Source organism: Sphingomonas changbaiensis NBRC 104936, from assembly GCF_000974765.1.
GTDB lineage: Bacteria > Pseudomonadota > Alphaproteobacteria > Sphingomonadales > Sphingomonadaceae > Sphingomonas_B > Sphingomonas_B changbaiensis.
This window is the reverse complement of the sequence record NZ_BBWU01000021.1, coordinates 15,192-35,329: the sequence shown is the minus strand read 5'-3', so window position 1 is coordinate 35,329 and position 20,138 is coordinate 15,192. Positions and strand designations below refer to the sequence as shown.

Sequence of the window (20,138 nt, the reverse complement as noted above, 5' to 3'; positions counted from 1 at the left end):
GAGAGAGGCTCCCGATCCGTCCTGATCCGGTCTGACCTCTTAGATCACGACTTGCAGCGGAAGGACGATCGAGAGGCTGGGCCGGTTACCTTGGCCGGTCCGGCACTGCGGGGGGAGGGGGGCATGGTCGAGCGCAACCGGGGAGCTGACGCCGCCATTGGAGTGATGTCTGGCGGACCCGTTCCGCAGCGAAGAGCTCGCCAAAGCGCCTACCTGCATGGCGCCCTTACAGCGCTCCTTCTCCTGCTGTTTGCCGTCTGGAATAAGGGCCCGATCTTCTACCCGGACACGCACGATTATCTGAGCCGGCCGGCGAACTTGCTGTCCAGAGCTGCGCCAGCGCTTTTTCACAACGACTTCAGCCGAGATTTCAGCGCGTCGCCCGAGCACCCGTCGAGCGGCGGGAGCTCGGCTCCAGGCGGAAAGGGTGAAGGCGCGTCGCCATTGTTGGCTGGCCGATCCCCTTATTGGGGAATCCTGGCCTTCCTTACGTACTCCGTCGCCGGGTTCACAGGCATCATGGCGGCTCAAGCCCTGCTGCTCGGGATCGTGCTCGCCCTCGCTTGGTCTCGCGGCTTCGGGCTTGGTTTCGACTGGCGATACTATGCCACGGCGGCGTCGCTATCCACGCTCACGAGCGCGGGCGTGTATGTCGCCTTTCTGACGCCCGACATCCTGGCGCCGGCCCTCATCCTGTCGATGGCACTCCTGATTTTGAGATGGGGGAAGCTGAGCCTGCTGGATCGCGTGCTGCTATGCGCAATCGCTTGTCTGGCGGCGGTCAGCCACGACAGTCACATTCCTGTCGCGCTCGCTATGGCCGTGGCCGGCGTGTCGGTGGCGCTGTTCCGGCGTGAACCGGTTCTCGGTATCAGACTCTCCGCAGTCGTCCTTCCGGTAGTGGTCGGATTGGCAGGACTGGTTTTACTTGGCTCAATCGCCAAAGCACAGACCGGGCGCCCGTTGATGCGACTACCCTTCCTTTCCGCCCATCTGGCCGACATGCCGGAGGGCGAGAAGTTCCTGGTTCAGGCATGCCCGCAGGCGGGGTACGAGCTGTGCCACCATCTGCCTGCCCTGAGCCAAGGCAACTGGATCGATTTTCTGTTCGCAACGAAGGAGCGGGGAGGCGTGTTCTTTGCCTCGCCACAACCAATCAGAGACCGGCTGAGCGAAGAACAGGGACGTGTATTCCTGGATGCGCTTCGCGCAAACCCGCTTCAGATCGGAAGCGCGTTTCTATGGGACGGCGTACGCCAGATAGGCGTTGTCGACCTGGCCGAGATTGCGCCTGACCGGCACATCCCGACGCTCCGGTTGCTCTTTAACAGCAATGTCATGGCGCAGATCGAACAGACCAGATCCGTTCGACGGCCGGATCTGTTCGCCGCGTTTGACAGGGTGCAGTCCATCGGGGGCTTCGCCGGGGCAGCCTTGCTGTTCGTGGCACTTTGGGCCAGGCGTCGTGATCTGATCAACTGTCACCAAAGCACCGGCCGCTTCGTCCTGCTCTGCGTCGGCGGTATTTTGGCAAACGCCATCGTTTGCGGTTTGCTGGCCTCTCCTTTGGGGCGCTTCCAGGCCCGTGTGAGCCTTCTGTTCGTGTTCCTCGCCGTCGCGCAGCTTTTGGCGGCCCGCAAGTTGGCGAAAGCACCGTAGCCCGAAGGCCGGGCCGTTGATCCGGACGTGTTGAAAACTCATTGCGTGGATGAGCTCGCATCCTCCAGCGTTCTCTAAAACTGTTGCGAATGGAGTGAAAGCGACCGATTAGTAATTGGCTGCGGGGATCGGATCAGACCGGTTTCTGACGGCAACGGGGGGAATAGTGTGACACAAGCGCTTGGAATTTCACTTGCATCTTCGGATGCATTAAACCGCGCCAATTGGCCCGATTATGTATCGATCGCGCGTCTCGATCACGTCACGAAGCACGTCTTCATCGTGCCAGGCGTCCTGCTCGCGCTGCTGCTTCGCGGCGTGCGATCCGAGAGCGTCGTCTCAATGGCGGTTCTTGGTTTGGTCGTCGCGGTCACGATCGCATCGGCCAATTACGCCATAAACGAATATCTCGACCGGGAATCGGACAAGCACCACCCGACAAAGTCGGCTCGGTCTGCGGTGCAGCGAACCATGTCGGGCACGCTGGTGTTTGCCGAATGGCTTGCTTTGCTGGCAATCGGCCTCTGCGCCGCCTGGGCTGCTTCGCTGACGATGCTCATCATTGCGCTGTTGTTCGCGAGCCAGGGCATCTTCTATAATGTTCGCCCGATCCGTACCAAAGATGTGCCTTATCTGGACGTGTTGTCAGAGGCAGTGAACAACCCATTTCGGCTGATGATCGGGTGGGCGATGCTCGACCCGAGCACATTGCCGCCATCCTCGATCATCCTTGCCTATTGGTTCGGCGGAGCCTTTCTGATGGGGGCCAAGCGGCTGTCCGAATATCGCGAGATCGTCGCCTCTCACGGCAAAGATCTGCTTGCGCGCTATCGGAAAAGTTTCTCGGGCTACACCGAGATCAGCCTGACGACATCGGTTCTGATTTACGCGATGCTGAGCTCGGCGTTCCTCGGCGTGTTCCTCGTCAAATACCGGATCGAATATCTGCTCGTCCTGCCGGCAATCATCCTGCTGTTCGGAAAATATCTCGCACTTTCGATGGGTCCCGGATCGACGGCCCAAAAGCCGGAGCGGCTTTTCAGGGAGAGCGGGCTGCTGGTGATGGTGGCGTTCGTCAGCATGCTGTTCGCCGTGTTCACCTTCATTGACGTGCCCAGCCTGGACGGGCTGACTTCTCAGCAGTTCATCGCGATCAGCCGGGGTGATTGAGCCGTTTGATTGGCGCCCGATCAAACTGGTCGCCTTCGACGTTGACGGAACGCTCTACGCGCAGCGTTCGCTCCGGCTGCGCATGGGCGCTCGGCTATTGCTGCACAGCCTCACCCGCTTCGACCGACGAACACTGGCCGTACTGAAGAGTTACCGCCAACACCGCGAAACGCTGGGGAAGGCGGAGACAGAGGCGTTCGAGATAGCCCTGGTCGCCGAAGTGGCTCGACGTCACCGCCTCAGCGAAAACTCGGTCAAGCGGATTGTAGCCGAATGGATCGAGGAGCGCCCGTTGGGCCAGCTCGCGGCCTGCCGCTACGCAGGCGTCGAGCGGCTTTTCGAACGCGTACGCACATCGGGCCGGGCGATTGGCATCCTGTCTGACTATCCAGCCGCCGCCAAGCTTGAAGCGCTGGCGCTTCGGGCCGATCACATTGTCAGCGCCGGCGAGGTAGGCATGCTCAAGCCGCACCCCCGCGGCCTGGAGCGGCTGATGGCGTTGGCAGGCGCCAAACCGCATCAGACAGTGCTGATCGGCGACCGTGCGGAGCGCGACGGCGAAGCGGCGCGTCGCAGCGGCGCACATTGCCTGCTTCGATCCGAGCAGCGCCTGTCCGGCTGGCGCACGTTCGCCAGGTTCGACGACCCTGTATTCGATGCGCTGGATGCAACGCCGGTTATGGCCGGCGCGTAATAGGCGGAACGACGGCTTATCGGGACTGCCAAGGGCGACACGATGTCGTCGCTCGCGGTCGTCAGAGCGAGCTGGGAGTGAGGCCTAACGGCGCCGCTTGGTTCGTCAGCTACCGCTTCTCAGTACCTTAGATGACACTCGCTGGCTCCCCGGGCCTGATTCGAACAGGCGGCCGTCCGATTAACAGTCGGATGCTCTACCGCTGAGCTACCGGGGAATGCCGAGCGAGGCCGGGCCTATAGCAAGCCTTTCGGCCATTGCAAGCGGGTCAGGCGATGAACTGTTCCATCGTAATGCGGTCATCGAGCGCGTGTTCGGGATCGAACATCAGGCAGAGCGTCTGGCTGCGGTCGATCGCCACTTCGACGGTGGCGACGTCGCGGACTTCGCGCTGATCGGCGACGGCGCTGACCGGGCGCTTGACGGGCTCGAGCACGCGGAACCGAACCGTCGCGCTGTCGGGCAGGATCGCGCCCCGCCAGCGGCGCGGCCGGAACGGGCTGATCGGCGTGAGCGCGTGCAGCGCCGAGCCGAGCGGCAGGATCGGGCCGTTCGCCGACAGGTTGTAGGCGGTCGAGCCCGCGGGCGTCGCGACCAGCACGCCGTCGCAGACCAATTCGTCGAGCACGATGCGGCGGCCGACCGTTACTTCCAGCTTGGCGGTCTGGCGGGTTTCGCGCAGCAGCGACACTTCGTTGATGGCGGGCAGGGTCGACCGTTCGCCTGCGACGGTGACGGTGTCCATGCGGAGCGGCGACACCTCGAACCGCTTGGCGCGGGCAAGCCGCTCGTCGAGCCGGTCCATGCCCCAGTCGTTCATCAGAAAGCCGACCGTCCCGCGGTTCATTCCGTACACCGGGCAGATCCGCCGCTGCTCAAGCATCGCGTGCAGCGTCTGCAGCATGAACCCGTCGCCGCCCAAGGCCACGACGATATCGGCGTCTTCTAGCGCCACCCATTCGTAGCGCCGGCGCAACTCGCCCTCGGCTTCGAGGGCGACATCCGCCGTCGACGTGACCAGCGCGCGCTTGAGCGTCATCCGCCGGTGACGCTCATGTGACGGGAGACGGCCGGGCGATCGATCCGGAAATCATGTGCCTTGGGCTTGATCCGCATCGCCTCATCGAGCGCAGCATCGAGCGCTGCGGGGCCGTTTTCGCGGAGCGCCGCTTTCAGGTCGACGCAGTCGGATTGGCCGAGGCAGAGATAGAGCTTGCCCTCAGCCGTCAGTCGCACGCGATTGCAGGTCGCGCAGAAATTATGGGTCAGCGGCGAAATGAAGCCGATATGGATGCCGAGCTCCTCGACAAAGACGTAGCGCGACGGGCCGCCGGTGCTGTGGTCCGATGGCGCCAAGGCGAAGCGCCGCGCCAGCCGGTCGCGCACGAACGTCAGCGGCAGGAAGCGATCGGTGCGGTCCTCGTCGATCCGGCCCAGCGGCATCGTCTCGATGATCGACAGGTCGAAGCCCTGCGCGCCGCACCATTCCGCCATCGGGACGAAAGCATCGTCGTTCAGGCCGTTCAGCGCGACCATGTTGATCTTGATCGCCAGCCCCGCGGCCTTGGCAGCAGCGATGCCGGCCAGCACCTCGTGGAAGGCGTCGCGCCGCGCGATATAGGCGAATCGATCGCGGTCGAGCGTGTCGAGGCTGACATTGATGCGCCGGATGCCCGCATCGACGAGCGATCCCGCCGCTTCGGCCAGCCGCGCGCCGTTCGTGGTCAGCGTCAGCTCGTCGAGGCCGTAGCCGATTCGCCGGCCGATCCGCCGTGCCAGCTCGGGCAGGCCGCGGCGCACCAGCGGCTCACCGCCGGTCAGGCGTACCTTGGTGACGCCGCGATCGACGAAGCGGTCGACGATCAGCGCCAGTTCCTCGAGCGTCAGCAGCTCGCGCCGGGGCAGGAAGCTCATCGCCTCCGCCATGCAATAGCGGCAGCGGAAATCGCAGCGATCGGTGACCGACACGCGCAGATAGCTGACCCGCCGGCCGAAACTGTCGACCAGCGAAGGGGCCAGGGCAGGATCGGCGGCGATCATGGTCAGTGAGCTTATGGGGCGACGTCCGGCGCGGCAAGCCATTGGCGAAAACGCTCAGGCCGCTAGAATGGCCCAAAAGGGGAGCGCTTCTTGAACGATCATGCCGCCGGACCGCCGGGAGAAGGGGCTTCCCTGTTCATCCTGTCGTTCCGGCATCGCGACGAGCTGCTGGATGCGGCGAGCCGGGCCGGCTGGCGGGCGATCGCGGCGCGGCGCGCGGGCGGCGTGGAACGGCGCTTCATCGACAGCGGGGCAGGGCTCGCGATCGTCGACGGGCGCGGCGCCTTTGACGAGGCGATCGGCGCGATCCGATCGCTTGCCGACCCCGCCGAGGCGAATGCGGCAGCGCTGCTCGTGCTCCTGTCGCGGGGTGACGTCGCGCGGCTGGGCGAGGTCTATGCTGCCGGGGGCACGCATTATCTGGCCAGTCCGTTCGGCGAGGCCGAGCTGTTGCAGGCGCTGCGCTTCGCCGCGCGCTATGCCCGCCGGCTCGGCGGCGGGGCGATCAGCCGCCCGGCACTGAGGCAGGCGGAGGCAATGCGCTGGAGCTTCGGCGCGGAGGGCCTGACGCTCAGCGCATCGCTGCGCCAGCGCTATGGGATTGACGAGGAACGGCTGAGCGTCCGAAGTGCCTACCGGCTGCTCGGCGCGAGCGACCGGCGTGCAGCCCGCGCGGCCCGGCGAAGGCTTAAGGCGGGCTATGGCTCGACCGCTTTCTCGCATTTGCTGCCCGGCGGCGTGCGCGTCGCGCATCATCTGACGATGGGCGACGGCGATGTGAGCGGATTGCTCGAACCGCTGGACAAGGATGCGGTGCTGCCTCTGCATCGCGACCCGCTGACCGGCCTTCCCGACGGGACCGCGGCGCGGCGCTGGCTTGCGTCGCAGTTGGCCGGCCACACGATCCCGGGCGTGCTGCTGGTCGGGCTCAGCCGGCTGCCGATGATCAACAGCGCCTATGGCCGGGGCGGCGGCGATGCGCTGCTCCAGGCCGCCGCGCGCCGGATCGAGGGTGCGGCCCGCGAAGTGAACGCGCAGGCATGGATCGCGCGGCTTGCCGGGACGGAGTTCATGGTCGGGCTGCCCGGCGCCGCGGCTGCGGAACTCGGCGACGTCGCAGACCGGATCGCGGCCGCCATCGAGCGTCGCATCGCGATGGCGCCCCATGCCGTGCTGCTGGGCGCCGATATTGGCGGTGCGATCGCCAGCAACGAGGATGCGGGCGCGCTGCTCCGCCGGGCGAGCGCCGCCCTGGCCGAGGCGCGTGAGGCGAGCGGCAGTGCGATCCGCCTGCTCGATGCGGGGGCAGGGGAGGCGGCCGAACGGGCGCAGCGATTGGCCGGCGATCTGCGCGAAGCGATGGCAGCCGGCCAGATCGAAATCCTGTTCCAGCCCCAGGTGCGCATCGCTGACGGCGGCATCGATGGCGTCGAGGCGCTCGCGCGCTGGCGGCACCCGGTCTTCGGCGAACTGGGCGCCGAGGCGCTGTTCGGGGCCGCGGAGCGGGCGCAGCTCGTCCTGCCCTTGTCCGAACTGGTCCAGCGCTGCGCGCTCGAAGCGGCTGCGGCGTGGCCTGCGGAGCTCGCGAGCCTTCGAATGTCGATCAACGTCACCGCCGCAGACCTGGCCCAGCCTGGCTTTGCCGAAGCCATGCTTGCCCGGATCGACGCGAGCGGCTTCGCGCGCGACCGCGTGACTGCCGAAGTGACCGAGGAAGGCCTGATCGACGATCTGGGCGCCGCCGCGGGCGCGCTCGCGCAGCTGCGTCAGGGCGGGTGCCGGGCAGCCGTCGACGATTTCGGCACCGGCTATTCGAGCCTCGCCTATCTGAAGGCACTGCCGCTCGATTATCTGAAGCTCGACCGGCGGCTCAGTCAGGACATCGCCGGCTCCGCGCGCGACCGCGTGGTGGTGCGCAGCGTCATCGATATGGCCCGCGCGCTTGGCCTCGGTGTGATCGCGGAAGGCGTGGAGACGGAGGAGCAACTGGCCTTGCTCGCGGCTGAGGGCTGCACGCTGTACCAGGGATTTCTGTGCTCGGGGCCTGTGAGTGTGGAGGGGCTGGTCGGATTAGCCAGCCCCTCCCCTTCAGGGGAGGGGTAATGGGTGGGGTTCGGCCGATAGGCCGAGCAAAACTCCAGGCTTTCCGGAGGGCACAGGCCCCACCCCAACCCCTCCCCTGAAGGGGAGGGGCTCTAAGCCGCTAGCTTCGCCAATCCTCGCGACAATTGCAGCGCGCCGTTCAGCCGCTGTTTCGGGTTGGTCCAGTCGCGGCTGATCACCAGCTTCGAATCCGGGCGCAGCTTCGCCGACGCGCCGATCTTCTGCACATAGCCGAGCAGCGCGGGCACGTCGGGCGGCGTGTCGTTGTGGAACGTGACGACGGCGCCGCGCGGGCCGGTCTCAATTTTTGCTACGCAGGCCGCTTTCGCGTTCAGCTTGATCTCGATCAGCCGGATCAGGTTCTCGGTCGCGGATGGCAGCTTGCCGAAGCGGTCGATCAGCTCGGCGGCGAAGCCCTCGATCTGCTCGGCCGAATCCAGCTCGTTGATGCGGCGATAAAGGCCCATGCGCAGGTCGAGATCGGGGACATAATCCTCGGGAATCATGACCGGCACGTCGACGGTGATGGTTGGCGAGAATTCGTCGCGCTTTAGCTCGTCGCGACGCCCGCCGGCCTTGGCCTCCAGGATCGCCTCTTCCAGCATCGACTGATAGAGTTCGAACCCGACTTCCTTGATATGCCCGGACTGCTCGTCGCCCAGCAGATTGCCGGCGCCGCGAATGTCGAGATCGTGGCTGGCGAGCTGGAAGCCGGCACCAAGGCTGTCGAGGTCCGAGAGGATCTTCAGCCGCTTCTCTGCGGTGTCGGTGATCGAGGTGTCGGCGGGCGTGGTCAGATAGGCATAGGCCCTGATCTTGCCCCGCCCGACGCGACCGCGCAGCTGGTAGAGCTGGGCAAGACCGAAGCGATCGCCGCGGTGCACGATCAACGTATTCGCGCTCGGGATATCGAGGCCGCTTTCGACGATCGTGGTGGAAAGCAGCACATCGTAGCGCTTGTCGTAAAAGGCCGACATGCGCTCCTCCACCTCGGTCGGTGCCATCTGACCGTGGGCAACGACATAGCGGACCTCCGGCACTTCCTCGCGCAGGAACTCCTCGATGTCGGGCAGGTCCGCGATGCGCGGCGTGACGAAATAGCTTTGGCCGCCGCGATAGTGTTCGCGCAGCAATGCCTCGCGCAGCACCACCGGGTCCCAGGGCATCACGTAGGTGCGCACTGCCAGCCGGTCGACCGGCGGGGTCTGGATTACCGATAGCTCGCGCAGGCCCGACATCGCCATCTGCAACGTGCGCGGGATCGGCGTTGCGGTCAGCGTCAGCTGGTGGACGTCGGTCTTCAGTGCCTTCAGCCGCTCCTTATGCGTGACGCCGAACCGCTGTTCCTCGTCGACGATGACGAGGCCGAGGCGCTTGAACTCGATGCCCTTCGCCAGGATGGCGTGCGTGCCGATAACGATGTCGATCTTGCCTTCGGCCAGCCCCTGCTTCGTCTCCCTCGCTTCCTTAGGCGGGACGAGGCGGGAGAGGCGTCCGATGTTCAGCGGGAAGCCCTGAAACCGCTCGCAGAAGGTGTTGAAATGCTGGCGCGCGAGGAGAGTGGTCGGGCAGACGAGCGCCACTTGCATGCCGGCCATAGCCGCCACGAAGGCAGCGCGGAGCGCGACTTCGGTCTTGCCGAAGCCGACATCGCCGCAGACTAGGCGGTCCATCGGCTTGCCGGCGGAGAGGTCGCCGAGCACATCGTCGATTGCCCGGTCCTGATCGTCGGTTTCCTCGTAGGGGAAGCGGTCGGCGAAGGCGGGATAGCTGCTCGATTCGGCTTCGGCGATTTCGGCGGGGCGGAGCGCGCGTTCGGCGGCGGTGCGGATCAGCTCGTGCGCGATCTCTCGGATGCGCTCCTTCATCGCCGCCTTGCGGCGCTGCCACGCCTCGCCGCCAAGCTTGTCGAGCGTCACGCCGTCGCTTTCCGCACCGTAGCGGGAGAGGACTTCGAGATTTTCGACCGGCACGTAGAGCTTGTCGCCGCCGGCATAGGTAACGGCGACGCAATCGTGGGGTGTCTTGGCGACGGGGACCTGGGTCAGCCCGTCGTAGCGGCCGATGCCGTGATCGACGTGCACGACGAAATCGCCGGGGCTGAGCGTCGCCAGTTCGTTCAGGAACGCGTCGGCCTGCTTGCGGCGCTTGCGCCTGCGGACAAGACGGTCGCCGAGCATGTCCTGCTCAGTCAGCAAGGCGACGTCGGGCGTGGTGAAGCCGTGATCGAGCGGGAGCACGATCAGCGCGATTGATCCTCCCCGGAACGGGGAGGGGGACCGCCGCGAAGCGGTGGTGGAGGGGGCCCCGGTCTCAGAGCGGGTGTCCGGGCCCCCTCCACCAGCCTTCGGCTGATCCCCCTCCCCGTTCCGGGGAGGATTGGCGGCGATGCCCAGTGCCTCCTGCCAGCTTGCGGCATGGCGCGCGTCAGTAAGCCCGTGATCGGCGAGCAGATTCCCCAGCCGCTCGCGCGCGCCGGTCGAATAGCTGGCGAGGATGACCTTGTGGCCGCCCTTCTTCAGCTTGCCCGCGTGCTTGACGACGGCTTCGTAGACGTTCGCGTTCTGCGCTCGCTCCGGCGCGAAATCGCGCGCGCCTTCGACCGCGAAGTCGAGGCTCTTTTCGCTCTCAGGCGCCGCAAATGGCGTGGCGAGGTGCACCGGCTGCGTCTCGATCGCCTCGCGCCATTCATCGGCGCTCAGGTACAGGGCATGGGGCTCGATCGGCCGGTAGCCGCCCGGTTGGGCGACCATCGCCTTCTGGCGGTTGGCGTAATAATCGTCGATCGCCTCGAAGCGCTGGTCCGCTGCGGCGCTGGAGCCGAAATCGCGCACCACCACCGCGTCATCGCCGAGATGATCGAACAGCGTGCCGAGCTTGTCTTCGAACAGCGGCAGCCAATGCTCCATGCCGGCGAGGCGGCGGCCATCGGAAATGGCCTCGTAGAGCGGATCGCCAGTCGCCGTCGCCCCGAACGCCTCGCGATAGCGGCTGCGGAAACGCTTGATGCTGTCCTCGTCCAGCAAGGCTTCGGAGGCGGGCATCAGCGTGAAGCCGTCGATGCGGCCGATCGTGCGCTGGTCGGCGGGATCGAACTGGCGGACGCTCTCGATCTCGTCGCCGAAGAAGTCGAGGCGGAGCGCGTATTCCTCGCCGGTCGGGAACAAGTCGATCAGGCCGCCGCGGATCGCGAACTCGCCGGCCTCGGCCACCGTATCGACCCGTTGATAGCCGTTGGCGTTGAGCTTCGCCGCGAGCTGGTCGCGGTCGATCCGCTCGCCGGGCGTGAGCCTTGCGACGAGCTGGCGGATGCGGAACGGCGTCAGCGTGCGCTGGATCGCTGCATTGGCGGTGGTTACGACCAACTGCGCGGCGCCGGGTTTCTGCTGCAACCGGTGCAGCGTGCCGAGCCGTTCGGACTGGATGCGCAAGCTGGGCGATGCGCGGTCATAGGGCAGCACGTCCCAGGCCGGGAAGCTGAGCACTTCCAGCTCGGGCGCGAAATAGCCCGTCGCATCGACCAGCGCCCGCATCGCCGCCTCGTCCGACGCGATGAATACGGCGCGCTTGGGGGACGCACGCGCCAGATCCGCCATCAGCCAGGGAAGGAAGCCCGCGGGCGCAGAGGCGAGGGTGAGCGGCTGGGCAGCCGACAAAATTTTCTTCAGGTCAGGCATGCGTCAGCGGGCAATCGGAATGTAGTTGAGGCGCTTAAGGGCTTCCATCATTTCGCCCTGCCACCGCTCCGGCACCCGCGCGGTGCCGATCGCCCAGGCCATGATATCGACGTCCTGTTCTTCCATCAGCGCCTCGAACCAGCCGATCTGCTCATCGTTCCAGCCGCTCGCGTGCGCGTCGAAAAATCCGCCGACCAGCAGGTCCGCTTCCTTGGTGCCGCGATGCCAGGCGCGGAAGCGCAGGCGTTTCAGGCGGGCGTCTCGATCCATAAAACTCCAATGCAAAGCGGCCGGACAGCGCTGGCGGGCGCTCCGGCAATGTGGTTAGACACGGCACTTAGGCATGCGACCCGAAATCCTCAATCCGCTGTTCGCCGAAGTGGAGGCGCTGAAGGGAATCGGGCCGGGCCTGAAGAAGCCGCTCGAGCGCCTTGGCCTCGCCCGCGCGATCGACGTTGCCTTTCACCTGCCGACCGGCTGGATCGATCGCAAGCGCGTCGAGCGGTTGGACATGGGCGATGTCGGGCGGACAATCACGATCCCGCTGACGGCCGTCGACTACCGCCAATCGGGCAGCGGACGCGGCCCCTTTCGCGTCCACGCGACCGATGCGGGCGGCGACTATGTCAGCCTGATCTATTTCGGCGGCAATCCCGGTTGGGCCCGCAAGCTGTTCCCCTTGGGTGAGCAGCGGATCGTGTCGGGCAAGCTGGAAAGCTACGGCCAGGAACTGCAGATCGTCCACCCGGATTTGGTGTTGAAGCCGGACGAGGAGCTGCCGGCTGCACGCGAGCCGGTCTATCCCTTGTCCGAAGGCCTGACCTCGCGCCGGCTTCACCAGCTTGCCGAACAGTCGATCGCCCGCGCGCCGGAGCTGCCGGAGTGGATCGAGCCGAGCGTGCTGCAGCAGCGCGGGTGGCAGCCGTGGCGCGCCGCGCTCGCCTCGGTACATGCCGATCCGGCCGATGCCGCGTCGCGCGCGCGACTCGCCTATGACGAGGTGTTCGCGAACCAGCTCGCGCTAATGCTGGTGCGCGCGTCCACGCGAAAACGCCGCGGCCAGCCGCTACAAGGCGACGGGCGGCTGCGCGACCAGCTCAAGCTGCCCTACACGCCGACCGGGGCACAACGGCGCGCCATCGCGGAGGTTGAGGGCGACATGGCGCAGCAATCACCGATGCTGCGGCTGCTTCAGGGCGATGTCGGCTCCGGCAAGACCTTGGTGGCGCTAATGTCGCTGCTGGTCGCCGTCGAGGCGGAGGCGCAGGGGGCGCTGCTCGCGCCGACCGAAATCCTCGCCCGTCAGCATTTCGAGTCATTGAGCCGCATGCTCGCCGGCCTGCCGGTCAACGTCGCGATCCTGACCGGGCGCGAGAAGGGACGCGCGCGCGATTCGACGCTGATGGGCCTCGCCGACGGCTCGATCGACATTCTGGTCGGTACGCACGCGATCTTCCAGCAGAGTGTGAACTATAAGCGCCTGGGCCTTGCGGTCGTTGACGAACAGCATCGCTTTGGCGTGTCGCAGCGGCTGATGCTGAGCCAGAAGGCGGAGCGGCCGCCGCACCTGCTGGTGATGACCGCAACGCCGATCCCGCGCACGCTGACGCTCACCCAATATGGCGAGATGGACGTCAGCCGGCTGGACGAGATGCCGCCGGGCCGCCAACCGATCGAGACGCGCGTAATCTCCGACGAACGGCTGCCCGAAGTGGCTGAGGGGCTCGGGCGGCACATCGCGGCGGGCGGGCAGGCCTATTGGGTGTGCCCGCTGGTCGAGGAGAGCGAGAAGAGCGACCTCGCCGCCGCCGAGGAGCGGGCGACGGCGCTCAAACTGCGCTTCGGCGACAAGATCGGGCTGGTCCACGGCCGGATGAAGGGGCCGGAGAAGGACGCCGTCATGGCGGCGTTCGCCAGCGGACGGCTGTCGGTGCTGGTCGCGACAACGGTGATCGAAGTCGGCGTCGACGTGCCGAACGCGACTCTGATGATCATCGAGCATGCCGACCGGTTCGGCCTCGCCCAGCTCCACCAGTTGCGCGGGCGCGTCGGACGCGGGGAGGGCAAGTCGGTGTGCCTGCTGCTCCGCTCCGGTGCGCTCAGCGAAACGGCGCGCTCGCGCTTGGCGCTGATGCGGGAAACGAACGACGGCTTCCGCATCGCCGAGGAGGACCTGCGGCTCCGCGGGCCGGGCGAGATCCTCGGTACGCGCCAGTCGGGCGAGCACGTCTTCCGCCTCGCGACGCCCGAACTACTGAACGAACTGCTTCCGATTGCTTCGCAGGACGCGCGCCTGTTGGTCGATCGCGACGGCGGCCTCGAAGGCGAACGCGGCCAGGCAGCGCGTCTGGCGCTTTATTTGTTCGAACGCGATGCGGGCGTGAACCTGCTGCGGAGCGGGTAGGGTAAATCGCTGCCGACTCGGCTAGCCTTGCTCCCATGACGCAGCGAGGCCGCCCCCCGCACGACGACGTTCTTACACCCGGCGAATGGCGGGTGGTGGAGTTCGTCCGCCACGGGCTCACCAATCCGGCGATCGCGGCGCGGATGGGCACCAGCACGGACGCGGTCAAATTCCACGTCGCCAACATTCTCGTGAAACTCGGTCTGCCGAGCCGGATGGAGCTGCGCCACTGGACCGGCATCCGCCGCGGCGCCGCGCTCGCTTGCCAATCCAACGACCTGCAACAGGAGTTCGCTATGGGACCGATCGGACAGATTTCCCGCCAGGTGCGCGACATAGCCGCCGCCCAGACATGGTATGGCGAGGTGCTGGGCCTCAAACACCTCTACTCGTTCGGCGATCTCGCCTTCTTCGACTGCGGCGGCGTGCGGCTGTTCCTGTCGCAGACCGACCAACCCGCCGACGGCGAATCGATCCTCTATTTCAGGGTCGACGATATCCGCCACAGCCACGCCGCGCTCGAAAGCGCCGGAGTCACGTTCCTGAACGCGCCGCATCTGGTGCATCGGCACGAGGATGGGACCGAGGAATGGATGGCCTTCTTCAACGACAATGAAGGCCGGCCGCTGGCGCTGATGTCTCAGGTCAGGAACGGAAGCGCCTGATCAGCTTGGTGCGCTGAGACTCCCAGCCTTCGAGACTCAGTCCTTCGGCGCTTTCCATGCAGACGATCTCTTCCACTGCGGAATCGAGCCGTTCGCTCTCGGGGTGCAGCGCATCCGGCACGGAGGCCAGCGGCGGCCGGGTCGGGTCCTCGCGATTCTCACCGGTCACGATCGCGACGCGGCCGGACTTCAGCCGCACCAGCGCGCCGATCGGGTAGATGCCGACGCTGCGGATGAAGATCTCGAACATCTCGGGGTCGAAATGCCCGGTCCATTCGCGCATCCGGGCGACCGATTCGGTCGGGGTCCAGGGGCGCTTGTAGGCGCGTTCGGACGTGACCGCGTCATACACGTCGCACAGCGCCGACATGCGCGCGAACAGGCTCAGCCGATCGCCTTCCAGGCCGTCCGGATACCCTTGGCCGTCGAACCGCTCGTGGTGGCGCAGGCAGACTTCGAGCGCGTTGTGAGAGACGCCGCTGCTCTTCGCGAGCAGTTCGTGCCCGCGCATCGGGTGCGTCTTCATGATCTCGAATTCTTCCTCGGTCAGCTCGCCCGGCTTGTCGAGGATCTCGACCGGCATCAGCGCCTTGCCGATGTCGTGCAGCAGCCCGGCCATGCCGGCGTCGCGCACCGCCGCCTCGCTGAAGCGCAATTCGCGGGCGAGGTTGATCATCAGCGCGCAGACCGCGACCGAATGCATGTACGTGTATTCGTGACCGCTCTTCAGCTGGGCGATGCTAATGAAGGCGCGGGGATTCTCGTCGATCGAGCTGGTGATCTCGTCGACCATCGGCATCAATTTCTCGGTCTTGATCGCCTTGCCGAGCCGCACGTCCGAATACACGGCGCTGATGACTCGCTTCGACTTGCCGAACACCCGGCCGGCGCGGGCATAGCTGCTCGCAAAGCTTTGCGGCTGGGCCGCCGCCGGCGCGGCAGCCGGACGCCATGCCGGTGCGGCCGGGCGCGCAGGGGATTGCCACGCGCTCGGTTCGCGCTGGATCGCCGGCGGCGGCTCCGGCGCGATCCCCAGCGCATCGTCGATGATCACCGCGTCCACCGCACTTTCATGGACCCGGATCAGGTCACGCTCCTTGTCGAGCACGAAACGGGTGCGCCAGAACGGGTGATCAAGCCACGAGCCGTCAAAGCCCTGGATATACATCCCGAGCTGGACCTGCTCCGGCGCGATGCGTCTCAGTGCCATGACGGACCTCCCCCGATAGACATGGCGCGAACGCTAGCGCGCTTCCTTGAGCAAGGTGCCCAGCAGCTCGAGATAGGAGGCGAGGTCGATCATCCGTACGAACTGGCAGCCGATGCGGCCGCCGAGCGACCAGCGCACCTCGGCCTTCACTTCGCCGATCACCGGCAGCCGGATCGACAGGGTCTGCCCGATCGCGACCTCGGCCTCGGTACGCGCCATGAAGCCGTTGGCGGAGATATTGACGACCTGTGCCGAAAAGCTGCCGAGCCCCACCGCGCTCGCGCGGGTGCGGTAAAAGACCTCGTCACGCTCGCTCTGGCGTCTTTCGGGCTGAACTCGGGCGGCGAACATGGCGATGCTTGTATCTCGCCAAGGGTTAACCGGCCGCCCAGAGACAGGCTTAACGAAACCCTGCCGCCCCGGCCTAAGCCTTTGAAGCGGCGAGAGAGTAGAGGAAATCGATATAGCTCATCACGGCCTGATCGAATCCGGCGATCTTGGGATTCGTCGGCTCGATCAGGTAATATTCGTCGGGCGCATGGGCGCCGCTGCCGTGGCCCAGGCCGAAATGGCCGGCGGGCAGGCTGATCGGCGCGCCTGTGAAGACATAGCCCGGCCAGGATCCGGCCAGCCGCGGGTTCAGTGTCGGCGTGATGCCGAGCTTTTGATAGGTCGCGAGCGTGGTGCGGATCAGCGGGCTGTCCTCGGCCGTCTCGGTGGGATCATAGCCGCCGGAGACGTTCACCTGGATGTCGCCGAAGCCACGCTTGGCCAGATGCGCCTTCAGCTTCGCGACGCAATCGTCGCGGGTCTGGTTCGGCACCAGCCGGAAATCCATTTTGGCAACGCCCTTGTGCGGCAGGATCGTCTTGCCGCCGGGCCCGGTATAGCCGGCCACCAGCCCTTCGATGTTCGCGGTCGGCGCGGCGACAAGCCGCTCGTTCGCGGCGAGCCATTCCAGGTCGCCGATCCAATGCTTGACGCCCAGCGCCTTCATCATGTCCGCTTCGCTCGACGCGCGCGCATCGGCCGCGATCAGCGCCTTTTCGCGCGCGCTCAGCGGGCGGACATGCTCGTCCCAGCCGTCGATCACGACGGTGTTGCCGTCAGGGGAGACGAGCGTCTTCATCGCCTCGACCAGCCGCCAGACCGGGCTGTCGATCATCGCCTTCAGCGACGAATGCACGTCCTTTGCCGGTCCACGCCCCCACGCGTCGCCGCTCGCGACCAGCTCGCACTCGATGACGCCTTTCGCGCCCAGATTGACCGTGACTTCGCCGTCCGGTCCCTGGCTGTTGAACGGCATGAACACGCATGGCGTCTGCTTCAGCCGCGCCGCGATATCGGGCCTGCGCACGATTTCGTGAAAATGGGGCGATCCGATCTCTTCCTCGCCCTCGGCGACCAGGACCAGGTTGACCGGCAGCTTGCGCCCGGCGGCGCGGATCGCGTGCAATGCGGCCAGGAAGGTCGCTTCCGGCCCCTTCTGGTTGGTCGCGCCGCGCCCGACGATCGCGCGTCCCATCCCCGGCTTGTCGACGATCCGCGCCTCGAGCGGCGGCGAGCTCCATTCGGCGGGATCGAACTGCTTGACGTCATACATGAAATACAGGCCGATCGTCTTCGGCGCCCCGGCATCCAGGGTGGCGAAGACTCCCGGATGGCCGGAGGTCTGGACGATCTCGGCGGTCTGGAAGCCGGCGTCCTTCGCCAGCGCCGCCATATATTCGGCACCCTTCTGCATGTCGCGGTTTTCGGCCGCGATAGAGGGGAGGGCGATCCAGTCCTGCAGCCGCGTGATCGCCGCGTCATGCCCCTTCTCGACCGCGGCGCGGAACGCCTTCTCGTCGCCCGATTGCGCCAGCGCCGATGCGGGCGACAGCAACGCCGCCCCCGCTGCCGCGCCCTGCAACACTGCCCGCCGATTCAAGTCGCTCATCCTGCCCCTCCTTGTTTGAGGGGAGGCTAAGTCCAGGGTTCGCCTGCGTCCAGCCGTTCAGTTGTCGCCGTGGCCGCGGTCCTTTTCCAGATGCTCGGGGATCGTGCCGTGCCGCGCATTGCCAGCAGCGGGCAGTGGATGGCCGTGCGGGTTCGCATCCGGCGGCCGCTTGTCCGGGTCGACTTCAGCGTCCTCCCGTCCGATGATGATGTCGGGGTCGTTTTCCTTGGCCATTTGAGCCTCCTTGCATGAACGTCGCTCCTGTCTAGAAGCCGCGGGCGAGGAGATTGTTCATGGGGATGACCTGGCCGACCGCGCGCGAGCCGCACACGCTCACGCAGCTTTTCGCGGACCCGGACCGGCTCCAGCAGCTGACGCTCGAAGCTGCCGGCATCTATTTCGATTGGTCGAAGACTCATCTGACCGCGCAACTGGTCGGCGACTTCGCGCAGCTGGCGGATGAGCGCGGACTCACTGCCGCGCGCGATGCGCTGTTCGCGGGCAAGGTCGTCAACACCAGCGAAGGCCGCCCCGCCGAACACACGGCCGAGCGGGGCGAAGGCGCCCCCGAAAGCGTCGCCCGCGCGCGCGCCTTCCACAACCGGATGCGCGCGCTGATCGACGCGATCGAGGCCGGTGCGCTCGGCGATATTCGGCATGTGCTGCACATCGGGATCGGCGGATCGGCGCTGGGGCCGGACCTGCTGATCGACGCGCTCGGCCGCGATACGGGGCGTTATGACGTCGCGATTGTCTCGAACGTCGACGGTGCCGCGCTCGAGGAGGCGACCCGCCGGTTCGACCCGAACGCGACTTTGCTGGTGATCGCCTCCAAGACGTTCACGACCAGCGAGACGATGCTGAATGCGGCCAGCGCGCTCGCCTGGATGGCGCAGGCGGGGGTCGAAGACCCCTATGGGCGCGTAATTGCGCTCACCGCCTCACCCGACAAGGCGATGGAATGGGGCGTCGACGAAACCCGCATCCTGCCGTTCGCCGAGAGCGTCGGCGGCCGTTATTCGCTGTGGTCGTCGATCGGCTTCCCGGTCGCGCTGGGGCTCGGCTGGGACGCCTTCGAAAGCCTGCTCGAAGGGGCGGCGGAAATGGACCGGCACTTCCGCTTCGCCGAGCCGGCGCGCAACGCGCCTGTGCTCGCTGCCTTTGCCGATCTCTATTACACGCAGCTCCGCGACTGCGAGACGCGCGCGGTCTTCGCCTATGACGAGCGGCTGCGGCTGCTGCCGTCGTATCTTCAGCAACTCGAGATGGAATCGAACGGCAAGCGCGTGACCCCGGCGGGCGAGGCGATCGCCTGGCCGACCGCGCCGATCACCTGGGGCGGCGTCGGCACCGACGCGCAGCACGCGGTATTCCAGCTGCTTCACCAGGGCACGCGGCTGGTGCCGGTCGAGTTCGTCGCCGCTGTCGAGGCCGGACATCACCAGGACGAAGCGCATCACCAGGCGTTGCTGACCAACTGCTTCGCCCAAGGCGCGGCGCTGATGGCGGGCAAGACCAGTGACGATCCGCAGCGGGCCTATCCGGGTGATCGGCCGTCGTCGACGATCCTGCTCGACGCCGTCGATCCGGCGAGTCTCGGCGCGCTGATCGCGTTCTACGAGCACCGGACCTTCGCCAACGCCGTCTTGCTCGGCATCAATCCGTTCGATCAGTTCGGGGTCGAGCTTGGCAAGCAGATCGCGAAGTCGATCGAGCAGGAAGGGACGGAGGGGTTCGATCCGTCCACCCAGGCCCTGATCGCACGGGCATTCGGATGATAGCATTGCTTGCGGCCGCCGCGGCGCTGACCGTGCGCGGCGACCGGCTCTACATTCCTGCGCGGATCAACGGCGTCCAGACCGAGGCCGTGCTCGATTCGGCGGCGGAAGTTTCATTGCTCGACGACGAATTCGCCGCGCACGCCAGGGTCGACGGGGGCCGGAACGTCGATGCGCGCGGGTCGGGCGCAGGGGCGGCCAAGGCGCGGCTGGTGAAAGGTGTCCGGATCGACGCCATCGGCGTCGCGGTGCCGGATGCCACCCTTGCCGTCATGGATCTGGACGATGTCGGCGCGCGCCTGTTCGGCCGCAAGCTCGACGCGATTGTCGGCCGCGACCTGTTCGACGCGACGCGGCTCGCGATCGATATCGACGGCGGCACGATCCACGCCGTTGCCGATCGCGCCGAGCCAAGCGGCGTGAAGCTGCCGCTCCAGAGCTTTCACGGCAACGAAACCATCCCGATTTCCGTCGAAGGCCATCGGCCCGTCAGGGCGGAATTCGATCTGGGCAACGGCTCCGACGTGCTGATCGGGAAGAATTATGCAGCGCGATTGGGGCTGCTCGATCGTGCGCAGGCCCATGAAGAAGGCGGCGGGATCGGCGGAGCGGTGAAGCGCAAGATCGTCATCCTGCGATCGTTGCGGCTGGCAGGCGTCACCTTTCGTAACGTTCGCGCCGCGATCGACGAACAGCCCAACGCCGCCGACGCCAATGTCGGCGTGAAGCTGCTAAGGCATTTTCGCATCGTGACCGATTTTCCGCAAAAGGCGGTCTGGCTCCAGCGCCGGTAACAGAG

General features: G+C 66.3%; 16 protein-coding genes and 1 tRNA gene. 8 read left to right on the top strand and 9 right to left on the bottom strand.

Going from position 1 to position 20,138, the window contains the following annotated elements; all coding sequences use genetic code 11:
• Positions 1-123: 123 nt before the first annotated feature.
• From SCH01S_RS05010 to SCH01S_RS05000, 3 genes are all read left to right on the top strand, one after another.
• Positions 124-1,659: a hypothetical protein gene (locus SCH01S_RS05010; protein WP_157032807.1), complete on the top strand. Its 1,536-nt coding sequence runs from the start codon at positions 124-126 to the stop codon at positions 1,657-1,659.
• A gap of 168 nt (positions 1,660-1,827) precedes the next feature.
• Entirely contained in the window at positions 1,828-2,829 is a 1,002-nt protein-coding gene (locus tag SCH01S_RS05005) for a UbiA family prenyltransferase (RefSeq protein WP_052733786.1), read from the top strand.
• Entirely contained in the window at positions 2,822-3,523 is a 702-nt protein-coding gene (locus SCH01S_RS05000; RefSeq protein WP_046347686.1) for an HAD family hydrolase, read from the top strand. The genes SCH01S_RS05005 and SCH01S_RS05000 overlap by 8 nt, the downstream gene beginning before the upstream one ends.
• A 142-nt stretch (positions 3,524-3,665) precedes the next feature.
• Here the strand turns inward: SCH01S_RS05000 and SCH01S_RS04995 are convergent.
• The 3 genes from SCH01S_RS04995 to moaA all read right to left on the bottom strand — a co-directional run bounded on the left by SCH01S_RS04995 (position 3,666) and on the right by moaA (position 5,563).
• A tRNA-Asn gene (locus SCH01S_RS04995) sits at positions 3,666-3,740 on the bottom strand.
• A 51-nt stretch (positions 3,741-3,791) separates the two neighbouring features.
• Entirely contained in the window at positions 3,792-4,562 is a 771-nt protein-coding gene (locus tag SCH01S_RS04990) for an NAD kinase (protein WP_046347685.1), read from the bottom strand.
• The gene (gene moaA, locus SCH01S_RS04985) at positions 4,559-5,563 is read right to left on the bottom strand and encodes a GTP 3',8-cyclase MoaA (RefSeq protein WP_046347684.1); all 1,005 of its coding nucleotides are present in this window, start codon (positions 5,561-5,563) and stop codon (positions 4,559-4,561) included. Before moaA ends, SCH01S_RS04990 begins: the two co-directional genes overlap by 4 nt.
• A 90-nt stretch (positions 5,564-5,653) precedes the next feature.
• Here moaA and SCH01S_RS04980 point away from each other — a divergent pair, with 90 nt between their 5' ends.
• The gene (locus SCH01S_RS04980) at positions 5,654-7,666 is read left to right on the top strand and encodes a putative bifunctional diguanylate cyclase/phosphodiesterase (protein WP_245612160.1); all 2,013 of its coding nucleotides are present in this window, start codon (positions 5,654-5,656) and stop codon (positions 7,664-7,666) included.
• A 92-nt stretch (positions 7,667-7,758) separates the two neighbouring features.
• Here SCH01S_RS04980 and mfd read toward each other — a convergent pair whose 3' ends face one another.
• A complete protein-coding gene (gene mfd / locus SCH01S_RS04975) occupies positions 7,759-11,343 on the bottom strand; it encodes a transcription-repair coupling factor (RefSeq protein WP_046347683.1) in 3,585 nt (1,194 codons plus the stop codon).
• Between the two features lie 3 nt (positions 11,344-11,346).
• Entirely contained in the window at positions 11,347-11,613 is a 267-nt protein-coding gene (locus SCH01S_RS04970; RefSeq protein WP_046347682.1) for an FAD assembly factor SdhE, read from the bottom strand.
• A gap of 73 nt (positions 11,614-11,686) precedes the next feature.
• Between SCH01S_RS04970 and recG the strand changes: the two genes are divergently transcribed.
• Both recG and SCH01S_RS15720 read left to right on the top strand, forming a co-directional pair.
• A complete protein-coding gene (gene recG, locus SCH01S_RS04965) occupies positions 11,687-13,747 on the top strand; it encodes an ATP-dependent DNA helicase RecG (protein ID WP_046347681.1) in 2,061 nt (686 codons plus the stop codon).
• Between the two features lie 35 nt (positions 13,748-13,782).
• Positions 13,783-14,412, top strand: a complete 630-nt coding sequence (locus SCH01S_RS15720; RefSeq protein ID WP_084689397.1) for a LuxR C-terminal-related transcriptional regulator — start codon at positions 13,783-13,785, stop codon at positions 14,410-14,412.
• On the opposite strand, the gene SCH01S_RS04955 is transcribed toward SCH01S_RS15720, so the two are convergent.
• From SCH01S_RS04955 to SCH01S_RS16330, 4 genes are all read right to left on the bottom strand, one after another.
• Positions 14,393-15,622, bottom strand: coding sequence for an HD-GYP domain-containing protein (locus SCH01S_RS04955; RefSeq protein ID WP_046347680.1), 1,230 nt, complete (start codon positions 15,620-15,622; stop codon positions 14,393-14,395). The genes SCH01S_RS15720 and SCH01S_RS04955 overlap by 20 nt on opposite strands.
• 33 nt (positions 15,623-15,655) lie before the next feature.
• Positions 15,656-15,973 carry a PilZ domain-containing protein gene (locus SCH01S_RS04950; protein WP_046347679.1) on the bottom strand — a complete coding sequence of 106 codons (318 nt, stop codon included), beginning with the start codon at positions 15,971-15,973 and terminating at the stop codon, positions 15,656-15,658.
• A gap of 73 nt (positions 15,974-16,046) precedes the next feature.
• The gene (locus tag SCH01S_RS04945; RefSeq protein WP_046347678.1) at positions 16,047-17,561 is read right to left on the bottom strand and encodes a M20/M25/M40 family metallo-hydrolase; all 1,515 of its coding nucleotides are present in this window, start codon (positions 17,559-17,561) and stop codon (positions 16,047-16,049) included.
• A gap of 57 nt (positions 17,562-17,618) precedes the next feature.
• Complete coding sequence (locus SCH01S_RS16330) at positions 17,619-17,795, bottom strand: hypothetical protein (protein ID WP_157032806.1); 177 nt, start codon at positions 17,793-17,795, stop codon at positions 17,619-17,621.
• Positions 17,796-17,854: 59 nt separating this feature from the next.
• Here SCH01S_RS16330 and pgi point away from each other — a divergent pair, with 59 nt between their 5' ends.
• Entirely contained in the window at positions 17,855-19,339 is a 1,485-nt protein-coding gene (gene pgi / locus SCH01S_RS04940; RefSeq protein ID WP_046347677.1) for a glucose-6-phosphate isomerase, read from the top strand.
• A complete protein-coding gene (locus SCH01S_RS04935; RefSeq protein ID WP_046347676.1) occupies positions 19,336-20,133 on the top strand; it encodes a pepsin/retropepsin-like aspartic protease family protein in 798 nt (265 codons plus the stop codon). The genes pgi and SCH01S_RS04935 overlap by 4 nt, the downstream gene beginning before the upstream one ends.
• Positions 20,134-20,138 lie beyond the last annotated feature (5 nt).

Coding starts and splice junctions, on each gene's coding strand:
- SCH01S_RS05010 (WP_157032807.1), top strand. CDS start 124: ATGGTCGAGCGCAACCGGGGAGCTGACGCCGCCATTGGAGTGATGTCT.
- SCH01S_RS04990 (WP_046347685.1), bottom strand. CDS start 4,562: ATGACGCTCAAGCGCGCGCTGGTCACGTCGACGGCGGATGTCGCCCTC.
- moaA (WP_046347684.1), bottom strand. CDS start 5,563: ATGATCGCCGCCGATCCTGCCCTGGCCCCTTCGCTGGTCGACAGTTTC.
- mfd (WP_046347683.1), bottom strand. CDS start 11,343: ATGCCTGACCTGAAGAAAATTTTGTCGGCTGCCCAGCCGCTCACCCTC.
- SCH01S_RS04970 (WP_046347682.1), bottom strand. CDS start 11,613: ATGGATCGAGACGCCCGCCTGAAACGCCTGCGCTTCCGCGCCTGGCAT.
- recG (WP_046347681.1), top strand. CDS start 11,687: ATGCGACCCGAAATCCTCAATCCGCTGTTCGCCGAAGTGGAGGCGCTG.
- SCH01S_RS15720 (WP_084689397.1), top strand. CDS start 13,783: ATGACGCAGCGAGGCCGCCCCCCGCACGACGACGTTCTTACACCCGGC.
- SCH01S_RS04955 (WP_046347680.1), bottom strand. CDS start 15,622: ATGGCACTGAGACGCATCGCGCCGGAGCAGGTCCAGCTCGGGATGTAT.
- SCH01S_RS04950 (WP_046347679.1), bottom strand. CDS start 15,973: ATGTTCGCCGCCCGAGTTCAGCCCGAAAGACGCCAGAGCGAGCGTGAC.
- SCH01S_RS04945 (WP_046347678.1), bottom strand. CDS start 17,561: ATGAGCGACTTGAATCGGCGGGCAGTGTTGCAGGGCGCGGCAGCGGGG.
- SCH01S_RS16330 (WP_157032806.1), bottom strand. CDS start 17,795: ATGGCCAAGGAAAACGACCCCGACATCATCATCGGACGGGAGGACGCT.
- pgi (WP_046347677.1), top strand. CDS start 17,855: ATGGGGATGACCTGGCCGACCGCGCGCGAGCCGCACACGCTCACGCAG.
- SCH01S_RS04935 (WP_046347676.1), top strand. CDS start 19,336: ATGATAGCATTGCTTGCGGCCGCCGCGGCGCTGACCGTGCGCGGCGAC.